The sequence below is a fragment of the Actinomyces israelii DSM 43320 genome (genome assembly GCF_000711965.1).
GTDB lineage: Bacteria > Actinomycetota > Actinomycetes > Actinomycetales > Actinomycetaceae > Actinomyces > Actinomyces israelii.
Genome location: NZ_JONS01000005.1, coordinates 135958 through 155849 on the forward strand (window position 1 = coordinate 135958; position 19892 = coordinate 155849).

General features: G+C 72.9%; 14 protein-coding genes and 1 riboswitch. Of the genes, 4 read left to right on the forward strand and 10 right to left on the reverse strand.

What is annotated here, in order from left to right; translation table 11 throughout:
- Positions 1–132: 132 nt before the first annotated feature.
- The 4 genes from O145_RS03955 to O145_RS03970 form a co-directional block, all read right to left on the reverse strand.
- On the reverse strand, positions 133–912 hold the full coding sequence (locus O145_RS03955; RefSeq protein ID WP_043559987.1) for a C40 family peptidase: 780 nt from the start codon (positions 910–912) through the stop codon (positions 133–135).
- 1 nt (position 913) lies between these two features.
- A riboswitch (cyclic di-AMP (ydaO/yuaA leader) is annotated at positions 914–1101 on the reverse strand.
- Positions 1102–1397: 296 nt separating this feature from the next.
- A complete protein-coding gene (locus O145_RS03960; RefSeq protein WP_043559989.1) occupies positions 1398–2072 on the reverse strand; it encodes a metal-dependent transcriptional regulator in 675 nt (224 codons plus the stop codon).
- Between the two features lie 158 nt (positions 2073–2230).
- Entirely contained in the window at positions 2231–3514 is a 1284-nt protein-coding gene (locus O145_RS03965; protein WP_043559991.1) for an MFS transporter, read from the reverse strand.
- 467 nt (positions 3515–3981) lie between these two features.
- On the reverse strand, positions 3982–5439 hold the full coding sequence (locus tag O145_RS03970) for an NCS2 family permease (RefSeq protein WP_043559994.1): 1458 nt from the start codon (positions 5437–5439) through the stop codon (positions 3982–3984).
- Positions 5440–5688: 249 nt separating this feature from the next.
- Here O145_RS03970 and O145_RS03975 point away from each other — a divergent pair, with 249 nt between their 5' ends.
- The gene (locus tag O145_RS03975) at positions 5689–6666 is read left to right on the forward strand and encodes an NAD(P)-dependent oxidoreductase (RefSeq protein WP_043559996.1); all 978 of its coding nucleotides are present in this window, start codon (positions 5689–5691) and stop codon (positions 6664–6666) included.
- Positions 6667–6744: 78 nt separating this feature from the next.
- Here O145_RS03975 and O145_RS03980 read toward each other — a convergent pair whose 3' ends face one another.
- Entirely contained in the window at positions 6745–8181 is a 1437-nt protein-coding gene (locus O145_RS03980) for a DUF3027 domain-containing protein (protein ID WP_229118332.1), read from the reverse strand.
- Positions 8182–9124: 943 nt separating this feature from the next.
- The gene (locus O145_RS03985) at positions 9125–11545 is read right to left on the reverse strand and encodes a helicase-associated domain-containing protein (RefSeq protein ID WP_043559998.1); all 2421 of its coding nucleotides are present in this window, start codon (positions 11543–11545) and stop codon (positions 9125–9127) included.
- A 277-nt stretch (positions 11546–11822) separates the two neighbouring features.
- On the opposite strand from O145_RS03985, the gene O145_RS03990 reads away from it, so the two are divergent.
- Both O145_RS03990 and O145_RS03995 read left to right on the forward strand, forming a co-directional pair.
- Positions 11823–12821: an arginase family protein gene (locus tag O145_RS03990; RefSeq protein WP_229118333.1), complete on the forward strand. Its 999-nt coding sequence runs from the start codon at positions 11823–11825 to the stop codon at positions 12819–12821.
- A 167-nt stretch (positions 12822–12988) separates the two neighbouring features.
- Positions 12989–14668, forward strand: a complete 1680-nt coding sequence (locus O145_RS03995) for a DNA repair helicase XPB (RefSeq protein ID WP_043560000.1) — start codon at positions 12989–12991, stop codon at positions 14666–14668.
- Positions 14669–14835: 167 nt separating this feature from the next.
- Here the strand turns inward: O145_RS03995 and O145_RS04000 are convergent, their stop codons facing one another.
- The 3 genes from O145_RS04000 to O145_RS04010 form a co-directional block, all read right to left on the reverse strand.
- Entirely contained in the window at positions 14836–15807 is a 972-nt protein-coding gene (locus tag O145_RS04000) for a type 1 glutamine amidotransferase (protein ID WP_043560063.1), read from the reverse strand.
- A 78-nt stretch (positions 15808–15885) separates the two neighbouring features.
- Positions 15886–16650, reverse strand: a complete 765-nt coding sequence (locus O145_RS04005; protein WP_043560003.1) for a hypothetical protein — start codon at positions 16648–16650, stop codon at positions 15886–15888.
- A complete protein-coding gene (locus tag O145_RS04010) occupies positions 16647–17129 on the reverse strand; it encodes a DcrB/PsbP domain-containing protein (protein WP_043560005.1) in 483 nt (160 codons plus the stop codon). Before O145_RS04010 ends, O145_RS04005 begins: the two co-directional genes overlap by 4 nt.
- Before the next feature lie 1264 nt (positions 17130–18393).
- Between O145_RS04010 and O145_RS04015 the strand changes: the two genes are divergently transcribed.
- On the forward strand, positions 18394–18582 hold the full coding sequence (locus tag O145_RS04015; RefSeq protein WP_043560065.1) for an antitoxin VbhA family protein: 189 nt from the start codon (positions 18394–18396) through the stop codon (positions 18580–18582).
- 428 nt (positions 18583–19010) lie between these two features.
- Here the strand turns inward: O145_RS04015 and O145_RS04020 are convergent, their stop codons facing one another.
- Positions 19011–19628 carry an Imm5 family immunity protein gene (locus O145_RS04020; protein WP_169740316.1) on the reverse strand — a complete coding sequence of 206 codons (618 nt, stop codon included), beginning with the start codon at positions 19626–19628 and terminating at the stop codon, positions 19011–19013.
- Positions 19629–19892: the final 264 nt, after the last annotated feature.

The following is a 19892-nucleotide window of genomic DNA, read 5'->3' on the forward strand; positions in this document are numbered from 1 at the left end:
GAAGTGTCACGGCATGATCACGCGCACGGATGTGGGAGTCCACACTTTCCCGTCGGGCACATCCTCCCAGAGGATGAAAAACCGCCCCGGCCCTGGGGAGACTGGGGCGGCTCCGGAAGCGAGGGCGACGCGTCAGATACGCAGGAAGGTGCCGCCGCCGCGAACCGGAAGGTAGCGGACGCCGGTGCTCTCGTCCTCGGCGGAGACCATCATGCCGTCGCCGGCGTAGATGGCCACGTGGCCGGACCACCAGATGACGTCGCCGGGCTGGGCCTCGGCGGCCGAGATGACGGTGCCGGCGGCGCGGATGCCCTCGGAGGAGTGGGGAAGAGAGACGCCGAACTGGCCGTAGACGTAGGAGACCAGCCCGGAGCAGTCGAAGGCGCTCGGGCCCGAGGCGCCCCAGACATAAGGGGAGCCGACATACTGCATCGCCAGGGCGGCGATCGAGCCGGCGGAGGACTGGGCGGGCGCAGAGGGCGCGGACTCCTGCTGCTCGGCGGGAGCCGAGGCGGGCTGGGCCTGCGTCGCGGGCTGCTCCTCCTGCTGCGGCGCGGGAGCGGCCTCCTCGGCGGCGGGCTGCTCGGCAGCGGGGGCCTCCGCGGTGACGTCCGCGTACTGGTCGGTGGGCTCGAGCCTGGAGGTCGTCGAGGTGGTGATGGCCGCGTTCGTGTTGACGGCCTCGCGCGCCTCGTTGGCAAGGGTGTCGACGCCCGCCTTGGTCAGCGCGCCGGCGGACTCGCCGACGTCGGTGCCCTCCCCGGCGGCGTTGGCGCCGGAGGCGATGATCGTCAGAGCCAGACCTGAGGACGCGGCGACGGCGAGGCCTCGGCGCGCGACAGGACCGGCGTCGGACAGTGGGGTCAGCGGGGGGGCGGCCTTGCGGTGACGGGCCTTGACGCTTGAAGTCACTGGTTTCTCCTGAAAGAGCCTACGGAGTTAGCTGTCGGGTTCGGGCGGGAGACGCCCGGCCCGCTTGCGCGGGCTTCACCCCAAGGCCCGAGCCGGCCGCATGAGCCGGAGCGGACCGGAGAAGTGGTTCCCCCGGGCCTGCCGATGGTGTGTCGGGAAGGAGGAGGCGAACATCGGCAGGCTTAGGCTCTGTCCACCTCTCCGCAGTCGACGTCGCCGACCGCACCGGCAACGTTAGCGGATTTTTATCTCCTGTGGGAAGTCGTCGGGACGCCGACCCGCTGTGCGATCACCCACGAGGGTGAGTGTGCTGTCATACCGCCGATCCGACCGCCCCGATCGTGACCTTTTCGTGACTTATGAGGGCCGTCGACGGCGGCCGCGGACCGGGAGGGCGGGTCCTGGGCCGGACGTACTCAGACGCAGGGTGGCGGCACCGCGGCCGACGACGGGTGGCGACGCCAGGCCGCTTCCCTACTGCTACCCTACTGCCTGCGCAGGAAGAGGTGGCGCGCGAAGTCGTGAGAGAGCACCACCGGCTCCTGCGTGGGGCCGACCACGCGCACGCCGCCGGCGGAGGTGCGCAGGCGAACCGTCTCGCCGACCCGGATGCCGGCGTCCTCGACCCGGGCGATGAGCTCCGCGTTGGCCTGAATGGGCTCGCCCACGCGCGCCACGACCGCGGCGAGCTCTCCGGTCCGGCTCAGGCGCGTCGCGCTGACCTCGCCTGCGCCGGGCGCGGGATGCACCGCCGCACAGGGTGGGATGGTGTTGCCGAACGGGTCCGTGTCGGTGTCCTGGAGGATCTGCGCCAGCCGCTCCTCGACCTGCTCGCTCATCACGTGCTCCCAGCGGCACGCCTCTTCGTGAATTAGGCGACGGTCCATGCCGATGACGTCCAGAAGCAGTCTTTCGGCAAGCCTGTGCTTGCGAATGACCTCGGTGGCGCGGGCGCGCCCGACCTCGGTGAGCTTGAGCGAGCGGTCGTCCGCGACGTGGATGAGGCCGTCGCGCTCCATGCGGGCGACCGTCTGGGAGACCGTGGGCCCGGAGTGGTCGAGGCGCTCAACAATGCGCGCTCGCAAGGGAAGAACGCCGTCCTCCTCCATCTCGTAGACGGTCTTGAGGTACATCTCTGTGGTGTCGATGAGCTCGCTCACGGCCAGGGCCTCCTCACGATTCGACGACGCTGTGCGGGCCTCGCACGGACGGCGGGTCCCAGCCGTCCCGCGCCCCTGGTTCCAGGATATCCGGGCGCCATCGAGCCGCCTCGCAGCATGGGGCCGGAACCGGCCTCCCGCACGACGCCGGGCCCGGCTCACCCGGCGGCGTCGTCCCCGCCCTCCCGGCGCCCGGGCCCGCCGCCCAGCAGGTGGGTGCGGGTGGTGGGGTACAGGCTCACGTGCCAGTGGCGCCGGGCCCACACGACGGCGACCAGGGCGACGACGACGGCCGCGGCCCCGCCCACCGCCAGGGACATGCGCGGCCCCCAGGTGTCCGAGACCCACCCGATCAGCGGCGCACCAATCGGCGTCACGCCCAGCAGGCACATCATGTACAGGCTCATGACGCGCCCGCGCACCTCCGGCGCGGTCGTCAGCTGCACCGTCTGATTGGCGCCGGTCAGGACGGTGAGCACGCACAGCCCCACCGGCACCGTGGAGGCGGCGAAGAGCCAGTAGGTCGGCATGACGGCCATGACCAGTGTGAAGACCCCCAGGAGGAGGACGGCGCCCACCACCGTGCGCACCCGCGGGCAGCGGCGCCGCGCCGCCCACAGCGCGCCGGCCAGCGAGCCGACGGCGAAGACCGAGGAGACCGTGCCGTAGGCCTCGGACTCCAGGTCGAAGGCGCTGCGCACCATGGCGGCCATGGTGACCTGGAAGTTCAGCGTGAGCATCGAGACCACCGAGATGACCACGATAATGACCATGAGGTCGCCGCGGTGGCGCACGTAGGCCAGCCCCTCGCGCACCTGCCCCTTGGCGCGGGCGGCGCGGGGCAGATCGTAGAGCTCGGCGACGCGCATGGTCACCAGCGCCAGGGCCGGGAAGAGGAAGGTGAGCGCGTTGATCACGAACACCCAGCCCGCCCCGACCCAGGCGATCACCAGGCCGGCGGCCGCGGGCCCCAGCAGGCGGGCGGCGTTGAAGGAGGCGGAGTTCAGGCCGACGGCGTTGGCGAGGTCGCCCGAGGGCACCATTCGCGCCACGAAGATCTGACGGGCGGGGGCGTCGTAGGCGCTGGCCACGCCGGTGGCGAGGGCCGCGAGGTAGACGTGCCACAGCTGGGCGCGCCCCGCCAGGACGTCGGCGGCCAGGAGGGCCGAGACGACCCCCATGACACTCTGGGTGGCCACCAGGAACCGGCGCTGGTCCACGCGGTCGGCGACGAGCCCGGCGTGCGCGCTCAGCAGCAGGGCCGGCAGGAACTGGAGGGCGGTCGTGGTCCCCGTGGCGGCGGCGGAGTCGTTGGTGAGGATGCGCAGCACGAGCCAGTCCTGGGCCACGCGCTGCATCCACGTGCCGGTGTTGGTCACAAGGGCGGCGAAGAACCAGACGCGGTAGTTGTGGAACTTCAGCGACTCGAAGATGCGGCTCACGGTGGACGACGGCTCCGTTTTCTGTTGACGTGCGCGCAGCGGGCGGGCCCGCGTCCGACGACGGGGTCGGCGCCGGCCGGCAGTGGGCCGGGCCCAGTGAGGGGCAGGGGCGCACGATCGGTGTCCGTCGACGCGCAGCCGGTGCCCGGCGCTGGGCTCCGCGCTCCCGCGGGACGCGCGCGTGATTGTGTGGATCGGTTGATTTTACGCCCGCGTCGGTCCGACGGGGGCGCACCGCGGCGCGAGCGCGTGACGGCAGCCGGCGGCCGTCTTTCAACCCGGTACGTCGTCGGCGACCAGCATGTCGAGGTCGCATGGATGATCGATTCCAACAGGGCGCAGGCCCGGCCCGCGGCTCCCCTCCGTCGAGATCGGTTCGGTTCCGCGCCGATCTCGAGCCGGAAGTGAACCGATCTCGGTGAGGGGGAGGCGGGCGGGCGCGCCCCGAGGCGCTCGCCGTCGTCGGCTCAGGCGACCCCGAGGATCGCCTTGATGGGCGTGAGCGTGAAGTAGATGATGAACATCAGGGAGGCCACCCACATGAGCGGGTGGATCTCCTTGACCCGCCCGCGCGCCAGCTGGACGACCAGGTAGGCGATGAAGCCCGCGCCGATGCCGTTGGTGATCGAGTAGGAGAAAGGCATCATAATGATGGTGATGAAGGCCGGCAGGGCGATCTCCGGGGACTTCCACTCGATATCGGTCACCTGGGTCATCATGAGGAAGCCGACAATGACCAGGGCCGGGGTGGCGGCCTCGTAGGGCACCATCGAGACGACCGGCGCGAGGAACATGCTCAGCAGGAACAAGACGCCGGTGACCACGGAGGCCAGGCCGGTGCGCGCCCCCTCGCCCACGCCCGCGGCGGACTCGACGTAGGAGGTGTTGGAGGACACGCCGCCCAGGCCGCCCGCGATCGCGGCCAGGGAGTCGACGACGAGGATCTCGCGGGTCCTCGGCGGGGTGCCGTCCTCGCCGAGGAGGTCGCCCTCGGCGCCGATGGCGACCATGGTGCCCATGGTGTCGAAGAAGTCGGCGAGCAGCAGGGAGAAGACGAGCAGGACGACGCTCACGACGCCGACCCTGTCCAGGGATCCCAGCAGGCTGAAGTGCCCCAGCGTCGCCGGGTCCGGAAGCTCGACCGGGGAGCCGGACAGGGAGGGGACAGACAGGGACCAGCCCGTCGGGTTGGTCTGCGCGTCGAAGGCTCCCAGGTGGGCGGCGGCCTCGATGACGGCCGCGAGCACGGTGGAGGCGACGATGCCGATGAGGATGGAGCCCTTCACCTGGCGCACGTGGAGGATGATCATGAGGAACAGGCCGAAGAGGAATACGAGCACGGGCCAGCCCTGCAACGAGCCGCCCAGTCCCAGCTCCAGCGGCGTGCCCCCGGCGCGGACCACCTTGGCGTCCACCAGGCCGATCAGGGCGATGAACAGGCCGATGCCCACGCTGATGGCGGTCTTGATATGAGCGGGGACCGCCCTGAAGACGGCCTCGCGGAAGCCGGTGAGGACCAGGACGAGGATAATGATGCCCTCGAGGACGATCAGCCCCATGGCGTCGGCATAGGTCATGCCGCTGGTGCCCACGAGCGTGTAGGCGACCATCGCGTTGATGCCCAGCCCCGCCGCCAGGGCCATCGGGTAGTTGGCGACCAGGCCCATGAGGATCGTCATGACGCCGGCGATCAGGGCGGTGCCGGCGGCGATCTGCTCGGTGGTGCCCAGCGGCGCGACGCCCTCGTGCGGGGTGGACAGGATGAGCGGGTTGAGCACGAGGATGTAGGCCATCGTGAAGAACGTGACGACGCCGCCGCGGATCTCGCGGGCGAGCGTCGAGCCGCGCTCGGTGATGTGGAAGAAGGAGTCGAAGACCGAGCCGCGGGAGGCCGCTTTCTGGGATGTGGGGGTGTGCGTACTCACAACCCGATCCTTTCAGATGAGACCGGGCGGGCGCGCGGCACGCCCGCTGTGCGGACATCTCGGTCCTGCGACGGTCGCCCCGGCCCGGCGCGGAGGGCGATCGGGACCAGAACGGGCCGCCACAGCGGCGAGCGGGTCGCCCCGGCCCGGCGCGTCGGTCCGGCGGTGGTCGCGGCCCCCGGATCGCCGTCGTCGCCTCTCCTGCTCGGCGCCGGGACGAGGCCGCCGGCGTCGTGGGAGGCTGGGGGCATGAAGATCCTCCTGACCGATGCCGGTTACATCGACCCCTCCCCCATCCGCGCCGCCGGTCACGACGTCGTCCTGTTCAGCGAGGTCGAGCCCGTCCCGGCCGAGCACCGCGACGCCGAGGGCATGGTCCTGTGGGGCGGCGGCGGGCCGGGGCGCGCCGACGTCCTGGCGCAGATGCCCGGCTACCTCACCCGCCTGCGCTGGATCCAGACGCTGGCCGCGGGGCCGGACAACGTCCTGGCCGCCGGCTTCCCGGACTCGGTGGCGATCACCTCGGGGCGCCACTTCCACGACCGCACGGTGGCCGAGCACGCGGCCGCCCTGGCGCTGGGCTGCGTGCGCTCCCTGCCGACGGCGGTGCGCGCGGCCGACCGCCACGAGTGGGACCGGGCCCTGGGCGGGGCCCACCCGATCCACGACCCGCAGCGCCTGACGACCCTGTACCAGGCGCGCACGCTCGTATGGGGCTTCGGGGCGATCGGGGCCGCCACGGCCCGCCTGCTGACCGCCTTCGGGGCGAGCGTGCGCGGGGTGGCGCGCTCGGCCGGGGATCGGGCCGGCTTCGAGGTCATCGCGGCCTGCGACATCGAGTCGGCCCTGCCGCAGACCGACCTGCTGGTCATGGTGCTGCCGAGCACGCCACAGACCGCGGGGGCGCTGAGCGCCGAGCGGCTCGCGCTGCTGCCGCGCCGCGCCGTCGTGGTCAATGTGGGCCGCGGCACGACGGTCGATCAGGCCGCCCTGGAGGCGGCCCTGCGCTCGGGCACCATCAGCGGGGCGGGGATCGACGTCACCGACCCCGAGCCCCTGCCCGCCGGCTCGACGCTCTGGGACGCACCGAACCTGCTGCTCACCCCGCACGCCGCCGGGGGCCGCGTGGTCGGGGCGGTGGAGCGGATCATCGCCAACGCGGCTGCGGTCGACGCGACGCCGCCCGGCGAGCCGGTCAGCGGCCTGGAGGCCCTGGTCATCCGTTGACGGAGGTCCGGGTCGGGGCCGCTCGCGCCGTCGCCCCGGACCGGTCTCGGCGCGGAACTGGACCGGTCTCGGCGCGGATTACGACCGATCTCGACCGGGCAGACGGGCTTCCAGCTCGGCCAGGGTCGTGGGCCCCTCGGCCTCGGGTGCGGCGCCGTGCTCCGGCGGCCTGGCCGTCAGGCTCGCCACGGCATCGCGGGCGGCGGCCGCCCGCTCGGCGGGCTCGTCTGCGGCCGAGGGCCTCCGCGGCGCCTCGGAGGCGTCCTCCCGCGGCGCCGTCGTCCTGCGGGTGCGGGCAGGGCGCCGCGAGCGGGACGTGCGCGCAGGCTCCTCCTGGGGCGTGACGGGGTTCTCGACCGACTTCTCCGGCTTCTCGGGCCTTCTCGGCTTCTCCGTCTCCTCGTCCGCATCCGGCGCGCTCTTGCCTGGGGCCGGCACCAGCGCCATCGCCCCGCGGGAGCGGCGCGCGCGCCTCCTGCCCGGGCTCTTCCCCGCCTTCGCGGGCGCTCGCCCGGCCCTCCCGGTGGCCGGCTCCTCCTCGACATCGGGCGCGCCCGCGGCCCCGGAAGCGCTCTCGTCCCCGGCAGCAGCCTCGGCATCGGCCCGCTCGGCGGCCTGGCCGCGGCCGCCGCGGATTGAGGCGCCGTCGGTGCCCAGCGGCTCCAAGGCCCTGTCATCCATGTACGACGGCGTCACCGGCCACTCGGGCCCCTGGTCCGGCAGATCGGTCTCGGAGTGGGCCCCGCAGCCGTGGTCGAGGGACACGACCCGGCCGTCGTCGATCGCCAGCTCGTTGGCGCACACCCCGAAGACATGACGCATCCGCCCGGCGATGGGCAGGAGGAACCCGCAGGTCGAGCAGCTCGCGTGCGCCTTGCGGACGCCGTCGGCGTCCGGGCCGTGCTCGCTGTCGTACCACCGCTGGGCGGCCTGCCGGATGCCCTCGGGGCTGAGCACGCGGGCACGGCCCAGGTCGAGCTCGTCCAGGGCGATCGTGTCGCCCTCCTCGCCCGCGGCCTCCCAGCCGGGCTCGAGGCGCTCGTCGGTCTCGCGCCTGGGCAGGCGGTCGGAGCGGCCGATGTCACCGGAGCGGAGACGATCAGCCCAGGGCACCCACGGCGGGGCGAGGAGAGCGCCCTCGCCCGGCAGGAGCTCCAGCTCGCAGACCGTCGCGGTGCGGCTGCGCGGCGGCCGCGCCATGGTCACCGCCCAGCGCCAGCCGTCGTAGCCGGCCAGGTTGCACTCGAACAGGTGGGTGACCAGGCGCTCGGCCTGCAGCTTGGCGGCCGTGTGCTCGCCCACCGCCAGCGGCTCGGTGATCTCGTACAGCGCCTCCCGGGCGCGCTCGACGGCGGCCGGGGAGGTTAGGGTCCGGTCCTTGGCGGCCGCCGTGCTCTCCGCCTTGGTCGGCAGGGAGCCGGGCCGTTCGACGTCGGCCTGATCCGGCGCCCCCTTCGGGACTGCGGAGCCCCCGGAGCCGGTCGCGGTTGATGCATCTGTCGCTGCGTCAGTCACCCGCCCAGTGTAGAGGCGCCCCGGCGGGGCCGCTCAACCGGTTCCAGGAGGCCCGCGAGCGCGCGTCGCACAGCCCTGAGGTCGCGGCGGACCCTATCGAGCCCGTTGCGGCCCGAGGGCTCCGGGCGGGCCGCAACGGCGGCGGCCTCGGCCGCCAGAGCATGAGCGTCATCGACAATGGCCTTCAGATACCGCGCTCTCCTCGCCGAGATCGGTTCGGTTCCGGCTCGAGATCGGTTCACTTCCGCACCGAGATCGCCGTTGCGATCAGTGGGCCGCCGGTGGGGAATGCGGTAGGTGGCCCCCACCGCCCCGCGAGCGCCTGGTTCATCGAGGCGCACGGATGAGCGCCTGTGGGGCGGGCCGTGACCCGGTGCGGCGTCCGGGACTGGGAACGAAGGAACGCGTCTGCGCCGTGGGGCTGCGGGAAATACGCTCGCCCTGAGGGGCTGCGCGAACGGGTTGCACATGGGAGACGGGGCCTCACCAAGGCGACTACCTACTTTTCCGCACGATTCCGCGATTTCCTGACTTCCGTCACGACGAGTTGACGCGCTCCCATGTGCGCAGACCCCCCTCTGCGCACATGGGAGCGCGTCAACCAATCCTGACGGTTGGAGCAGATCCGCATAATTCCAACGAAAACCCGCACCTGCCCCGTCGGGCCCCCTCTCTCCCATGTGCGGACCACCCCACAACCCACCCCGCCCTCACCCGGATACAGGCTAGGCGGCATGCGCGGACGCCGCAGGAGCCGGCGATCCTGCCCACGCAACCGCACCAACCAGCCAACACGCCCGCCAGACCCAACGGACCGATCTCGAGCCGGAACCGGACCGATCTCGACGAAGGGGGAGAGGTGGCGAAGGAAGGAAAGAGAAAAAGAGAAGTTATAGAGAAAGGAAGAAGAAAGGATGAGATGGAGGAGAGCGGGCCGCCCGGCCTACTCGCCGTTGACCGACACGATCCGGTGGACGGCCACCGTCAGCTCGGTCTGGCGCACGACGTCGGCGATCCGCACCCGCCCCGGCTCGACGGCGAGCACCCGCACCCGCCGCTCCTGCACGGCCCCGTCCGGCCCGGCCAGCCGCAGCCGCAGCTGCGTTCGGGAGGCCTGGGCCTGACGCAGCAGGGCCAGGGCGTGCACGGGGTCGGTGGCGGCGCTCGCGGGAACGCCGGAGTCGGTGCTCATCTGCTCCCCGGCTCGCAGTCGCGAGACCAGCGCCGCGAGCTCGCGCTTTCCGAGACGGCGGCGGCGCACCGAGTGCTGCGAGCCGGGGTACGCCGGCTCGGGCGCCCGCACCCCGCCACGCCGCGCCCGCTCGGCCTCCCCGGCGACGAGCAGCCGGCCGGAGGCGTCCTCCAGGACGGGGGCGAGCCCGGCCGAGCGCAGCTCGCGCAGCACCCGCCCCGTCGGCACCGACGAGGCCAGCACGCCGGGGCCGACCTCCGCCAGCGCCAGGCCGGCCAGCTGCGGGTCGCCGACGATCCCGGCCGCCACCGCCGGGTCCCCCACGCGCAGCACGCTGACGGCCTCGCGCACGCGCACAGCACCGTGACGGCGAACGGCGTCCTCGATCAGGACCGTCAGGGCGGAGGGCAGCGGCGTCGGGCTGTGGGCCGCCAGCTCCTCGACAATGTCCTCGCCGGAGCAGCCGGCGTCCAGGGCCCCGCGCACCGAGTCGGCGGTGAACCGGACGGTCAGGGCCCCGCCGCGCGACTCGATCACGGCGCAGCGCTCGAGCACCGCCGCCAGCGCCGGGACGGGCCGCCCCGGGACGATCGCGGTGAGGTCGGACTGGACCAGCAGCATGTCGACTGGGTCGGGCAGGTCGGCGGCGAGGGCCTCCTCCAGCCGGGCCAGGAGCCGGTCCTCCTCCGACTCCCGGTCATCCGGCCCGTCGGCCCCGAGGCCGCCTCCGGCGCCGGCGGCATCGTCGCCCCACCCACTCAGTCCGGCGCCGCCGTCGTCCCAGAGCGAGGATCCGGCCAGGAGGCGCCCGGCGCTGCTCAGCGCCCCGCCCCCGGTCAGGCCGAGCTGCTCGGCCTCGGCCAGCACCGCCGTCACCGCCCCCTCGGGCACGGGCCGCCGCGGCCTGGCGAAGGTCAGCGCGGCCCGCACCCACACCGGGGTGACCGCCGTCCCCACCGGCAGCGAGGCGAGCAGCCTCAGCACGCGGCGGCGCAGGGTGCGGGCCCAGGCCGCCTCGACGTCGGCGCCCAGCACAGGACGCAGGATGCCGTCGTCGCCGCGCCGGCCGACGAGCCAGGCGGTGCGGGCGCTGGCGGGCCAGGCGACCACCAGGGCGGCCCAGCGCTCGGGCAGCTCGGCCCTCAGCCAGGCGGCGGCCGTGCGGGCGGGCACCCAGGCGGTGCCGTCGTCGTCGAGCCCGAGGAGCCCGGTGGCCGCGGCGGCCTCGATGAGCGAGGCGGCGGTGGCGGGCTCAACGCCGAGGACCTCGGCGGTGCGGCCCAGCGCGCGCACGCCCACGCCGCCGGTGCGCAGGATCGGCCCGCCCTCGCGGCCCCACTCGTCGAGCAGGGCGCCCACCAGGCGGACGGTCTCCTCACCGTGGCGGGTGGCCTCCGCGGCGACGGCGTCGGCGGACAGGACCTCCAGGTCGTCCGGCTCGGGTGCCCTGAGGGGCTCGCGGGTCAGGCGGCCGCCGCGCAGCGCGAGTGCGACTTGCCGGGGCATGACGAAACGGGTGCGGCCGGCGGTGTCGTGGTCGCACGCCAGCCAGCCGCGGCGCACGAGCTCGGCCGCGCCGGGCGCCTTGCCGCCGACGCGCAGCGTGCCCACGGGCGGCCCCCACGTGAGGGCCCGCAGCATGGCGAGCGCGGCCTCGGAGGCCTTGCCCGCCTCGGCGCGCAGCTCAGACAGGGGCGGCGGGAGGGCGATCGGGTCGACGGCCGCGGGCCCCAGGCCGAAGGGGTGCGGGCCGAAGGCGTCGGCCAGGCCGGTCACGGGCCCGGAGTCGATCACCAGGGCGAGCCGGGCGAGTCGCTCCAGGCGGGCGGCGACGTCCTCGGGCTCCAGGTCGAGCGCCGCGGCCAGGGCGTCGGCGTCCTGCTCCTCCAGGGCGACGACGGCCTCGGCGACGGCGAGGGTGGGGGTGTCCAGGTGCGCCAGGGCCGCCTCCACGCTGGGGCGCGCGCCGGCCCGGGCGGCGAGCGCGGTGAAGGAGGCGGACGGCGGGGTGGTCAGGTCGGGGCGGGCGGTGAAGAGCCCGATGACGTCGGCGTCTGGCAGGGCTGCCAGGTGCGCGGCGAGGTCCTTCAGGCTCGCGCCGCCGGCGGTCGGGGCGCGGGGGCTCCGTTCGCTGCGTTTCTCGTCCCCGCCGCACTGCTCCCCTATGCTCATTTTCACTACTCTAGTGCCCCTGTGCGTGCCCGGCACCCGCGGAGGACGCCACCGGGGCGGGCGCCCCGCGCGCTCCCCCGACGCCCGGGGCGGGCGCCGGAGGCGGACGAGCGCGAGCTGCGCGTGATCGGCGCTCCCCCGACGCCCGGGGCGGGCGCCCCGCGCGGCCGCCGCGGCGACCCGAAGCGAGCGGCTCGGCCCCGGAGCGAAACGATCCCGGTCGCATCCCTACGTTATTGCTCACTCATACGCGCCGCCCGCCGGTTACAGTGGACGAGTGGGCAATGACGCTGAACCGACCGCATCGACCGAGCCGACCGAGCCAGCGGCATCGGCCAGTCCTATCATCCCGGGCTTCCTGCCGTCCTACCCCGCCGCCACCGACCCCGCCGCCCTGCGTCTGATCTGGCCGCAGTGGCAGGGCGCCGGCTACGACAACGCGGGGCTCCTCGTCCCCGAGCTGCCCGTCCAGGTCGCCCGCCGCGGCTACGTCGCCGGCGCCCGGGCCCTGGCCGCCATGCTCCCGCCGTCGGGCGGCCCCACCGAGATCGTGCCGGTGTCCCTGGAGGAGCTCGCCGGGCCCGACGGCGCCGAAGGCTCCACCGGCGGCATCGAGTCGCGCAGCGCCGTCCTGGTCGGCATCGACGCCGCCCTGGACCGCATCCGCGCCCACCCGGAGGCCCGGCGGATCCTCACCATCGGCGGTGACTGCTCGGTGTCGGTGGCCCCCTTCGCCCACCTGGCGGCGCAGTACCGGGAGGACCTGGCCGTGGTCTGGGTCGACTCCCACCCCGACACCGATACCCCGGACACCGGCTACGACGGCTACCACGCCATGGCCGTGACCGCCCTGGCGGGCAAGGGCGACCCCGAGGTCCTGGAGCACCTGCCAGCCGCCATCGACCCGTCCCGTATCGCGCTGGCCGGCCTGCACGACTGGGTGGACGACGCCTACGCCCATGTCGCCCAGTGGGGTCTGGCCGTCTTCGGCCCCGAGGACCTGCGCGCCGACAGCGGGGCTCTCATCGACTGGTTCCGCTCCACCGGCGCCTCCAGGCTCGCCATCCACCTCGACGTCGACACGATCGACTCCGACGAACTGCCCCTGGGTCTTGGGCTCATTCCCGGGGGACTGAGCGCCGCACAGGCCCACCGGCTCGTGGCCGACCTGGGCGAGGCGGGCGACGTCGTCGGGCTCACGATCGCAGAGTTCCTCCCCCGGCGGCTCCTCGCCCTGGGCGCGGTCCTGGCCGACCTGCCCCTGGTCAACGGCTGATCGCGAACGACGGCTCCCGGCGCCCGAGCCCCGGCAGCCGGGCGCAATGGCCGCCATCCGCGGCCCGGGCGCGGCCGTGGCGGCGACCCAAAACCACGGAAACGCTGTGAACAATGCATCGCCCGAATCACGGCGGGAGCGGCACCGCTCTTGGGATACTTCGTATCATGCCAGCCCCTGCGACGCCCGACGGCCCCCTCATCGTCCAGTCCGACAAGTCGGTCCTGCTGGAGGCGGCCCACCCTGACGCCGACGACGCCCGCCGCGCCATTGCGCCCTTCGCCGAGCTGGAGCGGGCCCCCGAGCACATCCACACCTACCGGATCACCCCGCTCGCGCTGTGGAACGCCCGGGCGGCCGGGTTGGACGCCGAGACCGTCGTCCACGTCCTGATCACCTACTCGCGCTTCCCAGTGCCCCACGCCCTGCTCACCGAGATCGCCGAGACCATGGGCCGCTACGGGCGCCTGCGGCTGGTCGCCGACCCGGCCCACGGCCTGGTCCTGCACACCACGGACGTGCCGGTCCTGGAGGAGGTCATGCGCTCCAAGCGCACCCAGGGCCTGCTGGGGACCCGGCTGGGGGAGGCCGACGTCGTCGTCCACCCCTCCGAACGCGGCCACCTCAAGCAGGTCCTCATCAGGCTGGGCTGGCCCGCGGAGGACCTGGCCGGCTACGTCGACGGCGAGGCCCACCCGATCGCCCTGCGCGACGACCCGGCCGGGGTGCAGTCGCACGCCCCCGGGGCCTTCGCGCTGCGCCCCTACCAGGCCGAGGCGGTGGAGAGCTTCTGGTCGGGGGGCAGCGGCGTCGTCGTCCTGCCCTGCGGGGCCGGCAAGACCCTGGTGGGGGCCGCCGTCATGGCGAGGAGCTCGACGACGACGCTCATCCTGGTCACCAACGCCGTCTCGGCCCGCCAGTGGAAGGAGGAGCTCATGCGCTTCACCTCCCTGACCGCGGACGAGATCGGCGAGTACTCGGGGTCCCGCAAGGAAGTCCGGCCCGTCACCATCGCGACGTACCAGGTGCTGACCACCAAGCGCAAGGGCGTCTACCCGCACCTGGACCTGCTGGACTCCCACGACTGGGGGCTCATCGTCTACGACGAGGTCCACCTCCTGCCCGCCCCGATCTTCCGCATGACGGCGGACCTGCAGGCGAGACGCCGCCTGGGGCTGACCGCCACGCTCGTGCGCGAGGACGGGCGCGAGGACGAGGTCTTCTCCCTGATCGGGCCCAAGCGCTACGACGCCCCCTGGAAGGACCTGGAGAACCAGGGGTGGATCGCCCCGGCCGTGTGCACCGAGGTGCGCCTCGCCCTGGACTCCGGGGAGCGGATGGCCTACGCGACCGCCGAGAAGGAGGACAAGTACCGTCTGGCGGCCGCCACACCCGCCAAGCTGGAGGTGGTGGACAAGCTGCTGGCCCGCCACCGCGGGGAGTCCGCGCTGGTCATCGGCCAGTACGTCGATCAGCTCGAGGAGCTCGCCGAGCACCTGGACGCCCCGCTCATCACCGGGGCCACCACGGTGCGCGAGCGCCAGCGGCTCTACGGGGCCTTCCGCGCCGGGGAGGTGAGCACGCTCGTGGTCTCCAAGGTCGCGAACTTCTCCATCGACCTGCCGGGCGCCAGCGTGGCCGTGCAGGTGTCCGGCTCCTTCGGGTCCCGCCAGGAGGAGGCGCAGCGGCTGGGGCGGATCGTGCGGCCCAAGGAGGACGGGCGCCAGGCGCACTTCTACACGGTCGTCACCCGCGACACGATCGACCAGGAGTTCGCCGCCCACCGGCAGCGCTTCCTGGCCGAGCAGGGCTACGGCTACGACATTATCGACGCCGGAGACCTGTAGGGCGGGCCCGCGCCGGCCCCGCGCCTGCGCCGCCCCGCCCCCGGGCCTCCCGGGCCTCCCTCGCGCCGGCCCCGCCCCGTCGAGATAGACATTTTCGGATGAGGTAGACGGTTTCGCCGTCTACCTCATCCGAAAATGTCTATCTCGACGTCTGGATCTTGCCGTCGTCAGCCCTGCACGACGGCGGGCGCCGCGGCTGCGCGGCCGGTGCGGGCGGTGTGAGCCGCGTGGGCCCGCGCGTTGCGCACCAGGATCCGGGCCAGGGCCCTGCCGAAGGCCTGGATGACCGGCTCGACCCTCTCGGCGTCGGCGCGGGCGCGCGCACCCGCCTCGACGGCCTCGGCGGGCAGCTCGGAGTCGGGCAGCGCCTCGGCCTCCTCCTCGCCCTCGACGACGCCCAGGGCGCGGGCCGCCGACCGGGCCCGCCAGTACTCGATGCGCGCCGGCGTGGACTCGGGGTGGTGCTGGAGGGCCAGGAGCTTGCCCGCGCGCCACGCCTGCACCGGGGCGCCGGCGGAGGCGGCCAGCAGCGTCGCCTCCTGGGGCAGGCGGACGACGCCGTCGTCGTGGGAGACGATGACGGGCAGCCGGGTGCCGTCCCGGGTGGGGACGCCGGCCCTCACCGCGGCGCGCACGGCCTCGTCCACGATCTCGGAGAAGACGGCGTCGCCCGCGGCGGCCTCGGTCAGCTCCAGCTCGACGACGCCGCCCTCGCCCCCGTGCGGAGAGGGGACCGCGGTGGCCCCGCCCAGCGCCTCGGCGGCGACCTGGGCGCCCAGGCAGATCGCGACCGCTGGCACGCGCTCGGCCACCGCATCCCGCAGCAGGGCGCGCAGGTCCGCCAGCCAGGGGTGCTCGACGTCGTCATGCGCGCTCATGGCCCCGCCCAGGACGACGAGGCCGCCGTCGATCTGGGACAGGTCGGGGATCGCGTCACCGGACCAGGGCCGCACCATGCGCAGGGAGGCGCCCTCGGCGAAGAGCCACTCGCCCAGGCGGCCCAGGGGCGCGAAGGCCTCGGGCTCGACGACGGTGACCACCGGCGCTGAGGTCGGCACCGACGCAGGTGCGGCTCCCCGCTCGGGCCGGGCGGCGCGGGCGGCCGCCACCGCCGCAGATGAGTTCGGGTTATCAATCATGGCCACAAGGGTGACCTCTCCCTGTCAGAGCCGCAACACGAGGGCGCGGGCGCGCAGGCGGGCCGGGGCGGGCGCCCCTCAGGGCATGGCCCATATCCAGGAGCTGATCGTGGCCCAGACCTCGGTGCCGAGCACGGGCCGCAGAGGGATGTTCGTCGGAGTGCCGTCGGGGTCGGTGAGGGGGCCGGGCTGCTCCATGATCTCGTAGAGCATGGTGCGCACGCCGAGGGTCAGCATCTGCCCGGTGAGGGTGAAGCCGTCCCGGTCCCGGTCCTGGCGCATGCGCATCACCATGGTCCACTGCCCGGCCTCGGCGTCGCGGACGAAGCTGGAGGCGCGCGGCCCGTTGCGCCCAATGACCTGCATGAGACGCACGGCAGCCTCGATGTCCGCCAGGCGCGCGGCGGAGGCGAGGGTGTCGAAGATCTCCTCGGGGCCGTCGTCGATCACGGGCCGGGGGTAGAGGTGGTCGTTGGCCAGGGCGATGTGGGGGACCTCGACGTCGTCGCAGGCGTAGATGTGGACGCCGTCGGCGTCGTAGCGCGCAATGGTGCACCGCGGCGCGGCCAGGAAGATGACCAGGTCGCGCACGCTCACCGCATCGGCCGGGTCGAGGCGGCGCAGGACGTACCGGGCGTCGGCCGCCACGAGGCCCGCGAGCACGCCCCGGGCCGCCTCCGTCGGGCCGTAGGGGTCGATCACGCCCAGGTCCTCCAGACCGGCCAGGGCGCCTTCCGCGTAGGTGGCGCGCTCGGCGGCGGGCCCGGTGAGCATGCGCTCCAGGACGTCCCACTGGGCGGCCTCCAGGATGATGATGCCGCGGCCGGTGTCGAAGGAGCTCATGCCGCCACCTCCAGGGTGTCGCTCATGGCCAGGAACTGTTCGGAGACGGCGCCGAACTCGCGGGTGGCGCACGTGAAGGTCACGGTCCACAGGTGGGTGCCCTCGGCGCTGCGATCCAGCCAGGCCACCTGGAACAGGGTCAGGGCCTCGTCGTCGAGGATGTAGATGCCGCTGCGCAGCCGCCGCCCCTCGGGGCTGCCGGCGGCCGGGAACTCGTCGATCATGCGCATGCCGGGGACGCTGTCCGCCATGACGCGGGCCGAGCCGACCAGGACCTCCTCGGGGTCCTCGTCCGGGGCGAGCGTCGTGCGCACGGCCACGAGGTTGGGGGCGTAGGTGCGGGTGGCGGGCACGGCCGCCGCCACGTACCGCACCGTGTCGCCCGCGGCGTCGAGCAGGCCCGCGGGCAGTCCGGACAGGTCCTCCAGGGTGATCGTCTGCCACCCCGGGGCGAGCCGGACATTGATTGTGTCACGCATTGTTCTTCCCATCCCTTGCGTGCGGGGGTCTCCGGCCCGGCGGGCCCGGGCCGGCGCCGGGGCCCCTGCGGCCCTCGGGGCCAGGCCCGGCGCCGGCCGTCTCGCCGGTGAGGCCACCAGCGTAGCGTCGAGGCGGGCGCGCGTCCGCGGGCTCCGTCTTGTCAGTGGCTCGTCAGTGGCCTGTCAGTGGCCGACGGCGGTCGGCGCGGTGTCGGCGGAGGGCCCGGCGGGCGGAGAGCAGGCGGGGCCCGCCCGGCGGCACGACGGGCGGCGGGCTGTCGGCGGGTGGAGAGCCTGCCCGGCAAGCACGACGACGGCGAGCGGCCCGCCCGGCGGCACGGCGGGCGGTCGGCGGGCGGGGAGCCTGCCCGGCGGCACTCCCGGGCTTGCACCGTGGACGGGGGAAGCGTCTTGACCCGCTCGCCGCACGGACGCGGCAGCCCCGAGCCTGCGTCGTAGGCAGGGGAAGCGCATGCTCCTCCATCAGCCGGCCAGCACCTGCGGGATCACCTCATCGAGGTATGGCCGGAATTAAACAAAATCGTTGTCTGGCGGCGTGATTGGGAGACGCTCCGGGGCTTGTCGTCGGGACGGAGGGGCGGCTTGGCGGGTTGGCGGGTTAGCGCCTGGGGTGATCATTCCCAGTTCGGCCCAGCCCTTGCCGCCGACGTGGCGGAGGTCTGCTCGCCCTTCCCGGGGCCTGCTCGGGCTGGTCGGTGGCCCTGATGCGGTCGTGTCGTGGGCGCGTCCGGGCAGGGTGGCCGGGAGCCGGGCCAGGTGGCCGGCTAGGGTGCAGGCGACCGGACGCGTTGTGCCCGGCGGTCTTGCGCTTTCCCGACTAGCGCTCGGGGTGGTTCTTCCAGGTAGACAGGGTATCGGTGTGCCGTCGACGATCAGTTTTGAGGCGGGATCAGGTTGCCGACGGTCGGTGGTTCCTGGGGCGATCGCCTGAGTGATCACGGAGCGCGGGGCACTGTGGAGACGTTGGACACCGCCGGCAACCGGGCCCCTCCCAGCCCGCGCTGGGCGCGGGTCTCGATGGTGCTGGCCACCGGGGTCTTGCCTGCCGCGTCGCGTCCGGGGATAGCGCTCTTGGGGCCGCCCGGGCAGGGGCCTGTTGGTCTCCACCCGCCCCAGAAGCGGCCGGGAGTGCTTCGAACCACGCCGCCAACGGGATTCTGGTGCCGTCCAGCAGCTGTCAGGCCTCGAATGCCAAGACGGATTATGTAAAGTGGACCTGCAAGGCGAGCGAGAGGGGTGTGTCGTGATCACGACGACCGCGGCCGAGCGCGGCCAGCGCGTGTCTGAGGCGATTCACAGCGGCCAGATGGAGGGCCTGCCGGTGACAGTCGCGGGGCGTCAAGATGCCCAGGAGTACGTCGCCGGTCGCATCAGCTCGGATGAGTTGGTGGCACGAGCACGCGCCCGCTATGGACTCGACCGAGCCCGTTGACCCGTACCTTGACCCCGAGACAGATCTGCTGAGGAACAAGGTCGGCGCACGTACAAGGGCCACTCTCGACGAAGCCGAGGGCGACCTTTCGTTCGCCCGGCTAGTGCAACTCATGGATCGACCGGTGAGGCCGACCGGAGACCTCGATGAGTTGCGCTCGATCCATCGGCACCTGTTCCAGGATATAGCTGGAACGACTTATACGCCGTCAGGGCCGCAGAGGACCGCTCCCACAGCCGCACGTCATGCTGGGACGGCCCTCCAGGTGTAGGTCATCTGGAGGGCTGGCCCAGCATGACGCCATCAATTGACGACGACGAACAGGGCGGCAGGACCGACTGCGGCCCGCCGACGTATGGTCCCGCCACCTTGGCGGAAAGAACAACCTCGACAGCAAAGAGCCGCACTAGTCAGGCCCCACCAGTAGATCAGTCGGTCAGCACCTGCGGGATCGCCTCATCCAGGTACCACGTCCAGAACGCCCGACGAGCAGGCACATCGGTCTTCTCAATCGACATCCAGTTCAGGGCGTTGCTGGCAGCGCTAGCACAACAGTAACTCGTCTCAAGCGAGTCCGGAAGCAACTCATCGTCATCTGCAATATCATCGGCTGAGGTATCGTAGTCGGGATTGCGATAACAAGCAGACGTCACCATATGTGATGTCCCATTGGCAACCAGATATGCAGGTTGGGTAATGGAATTGAAATTCTTCACCTCATTGTCCATCTGGACGGTGAAGGAGTCTGCACGCCTGTCGGCCTGTTCTGGGTCCGCCTGCTGGTCGATGAGCTCCTGTGCCAGGGTGAGCATCTCCTCGACCCTGCCATCGCCGGGGAAGGCCCGGTCCCAAACGTGCTGAACGTGCCGCACGCACATCATATCCAACTCGATCCGGTGTCGGTATGACGTTTCGTCGTCCTGGGGGTCCAGCATTGCTTTCCAGATCCGCGTGCGGGTCGCCAGGGTCAGGATCGCCTTGTCGCTGGCGGCCAGCTCGGCCCGGCCGGCCTCAACCTCTCGACCCACTGCATCCATGTCGATCATGCGCCCTATTCTCCTCCGTGCGCCGCACCCGGAGAAGCCCGACCGCCAACGGTACTCATCTCGGCGGTCAGCCCAGCCCAATGCGCCGACAGCGGTAGTTCGGGATCCAGGCAGATGCCCGTGTTTACAGGAACCCTGCCGCCCCGGCCGAACCCCTCTACGGGCACTGCCCCCTGTGGGCGTCAGTCGGCCAGCACCTGCGGGATCGCCACGTCCAGGTACCACGTCCAGAACGCCCGACGAGCCGGCACATCCGTCTCCTCA

Coding starts and splice junctions, on each gene's coding strand:
- O145_RS03975 (WP_043559996.1), top strand. CDS start 5,689: ATGAAGATCCTCCTGACCGATGCCGGTTACATCGACCCCTCCCCCATC.
- O145_RS03985 (WP_043559998.1), bottom strand. CDS start 11,545: ATGAGCATAGGGGAGCAGTGCGGCGGGGACGAGAAACGCAGCGAACGG.
- O145_RS03995 (WP_043560000.1), top strand. CDS start 12,989: ATGCCAGCCCCTGCGACGCCCGACGGCCCCCTCATCGTCCAGTCCGAC.
- O145_RS04000 (WP_043560063.1), bottom strand. CDS start 15,807: ATGATTGATAACCCGAACTCATCTGCGGCGGTGGCGGCCGCCCGCGCC.
- O145_RS04005 (WP_043560003.1), bottom strand. CDS start 16,650: ATGAGCTCCTTCGACACCGGCCGCGGCATCATCATCCTGGAGGCCGCC.
- O145_RS04010 (WP_043560005.1), bottom strand. CDS start 17,129: ATGCGTGACACAATCAATGTCCGGCTCGCCCCGGGGTGGCAGACGATC.
- O145_RS04020 (WP_169740316.1), bottom strand. CDS start 19,628: ATGATCGACATGGATGCAGTGGGTCGAGAGGTTGAGGCCGGCCGGGCC.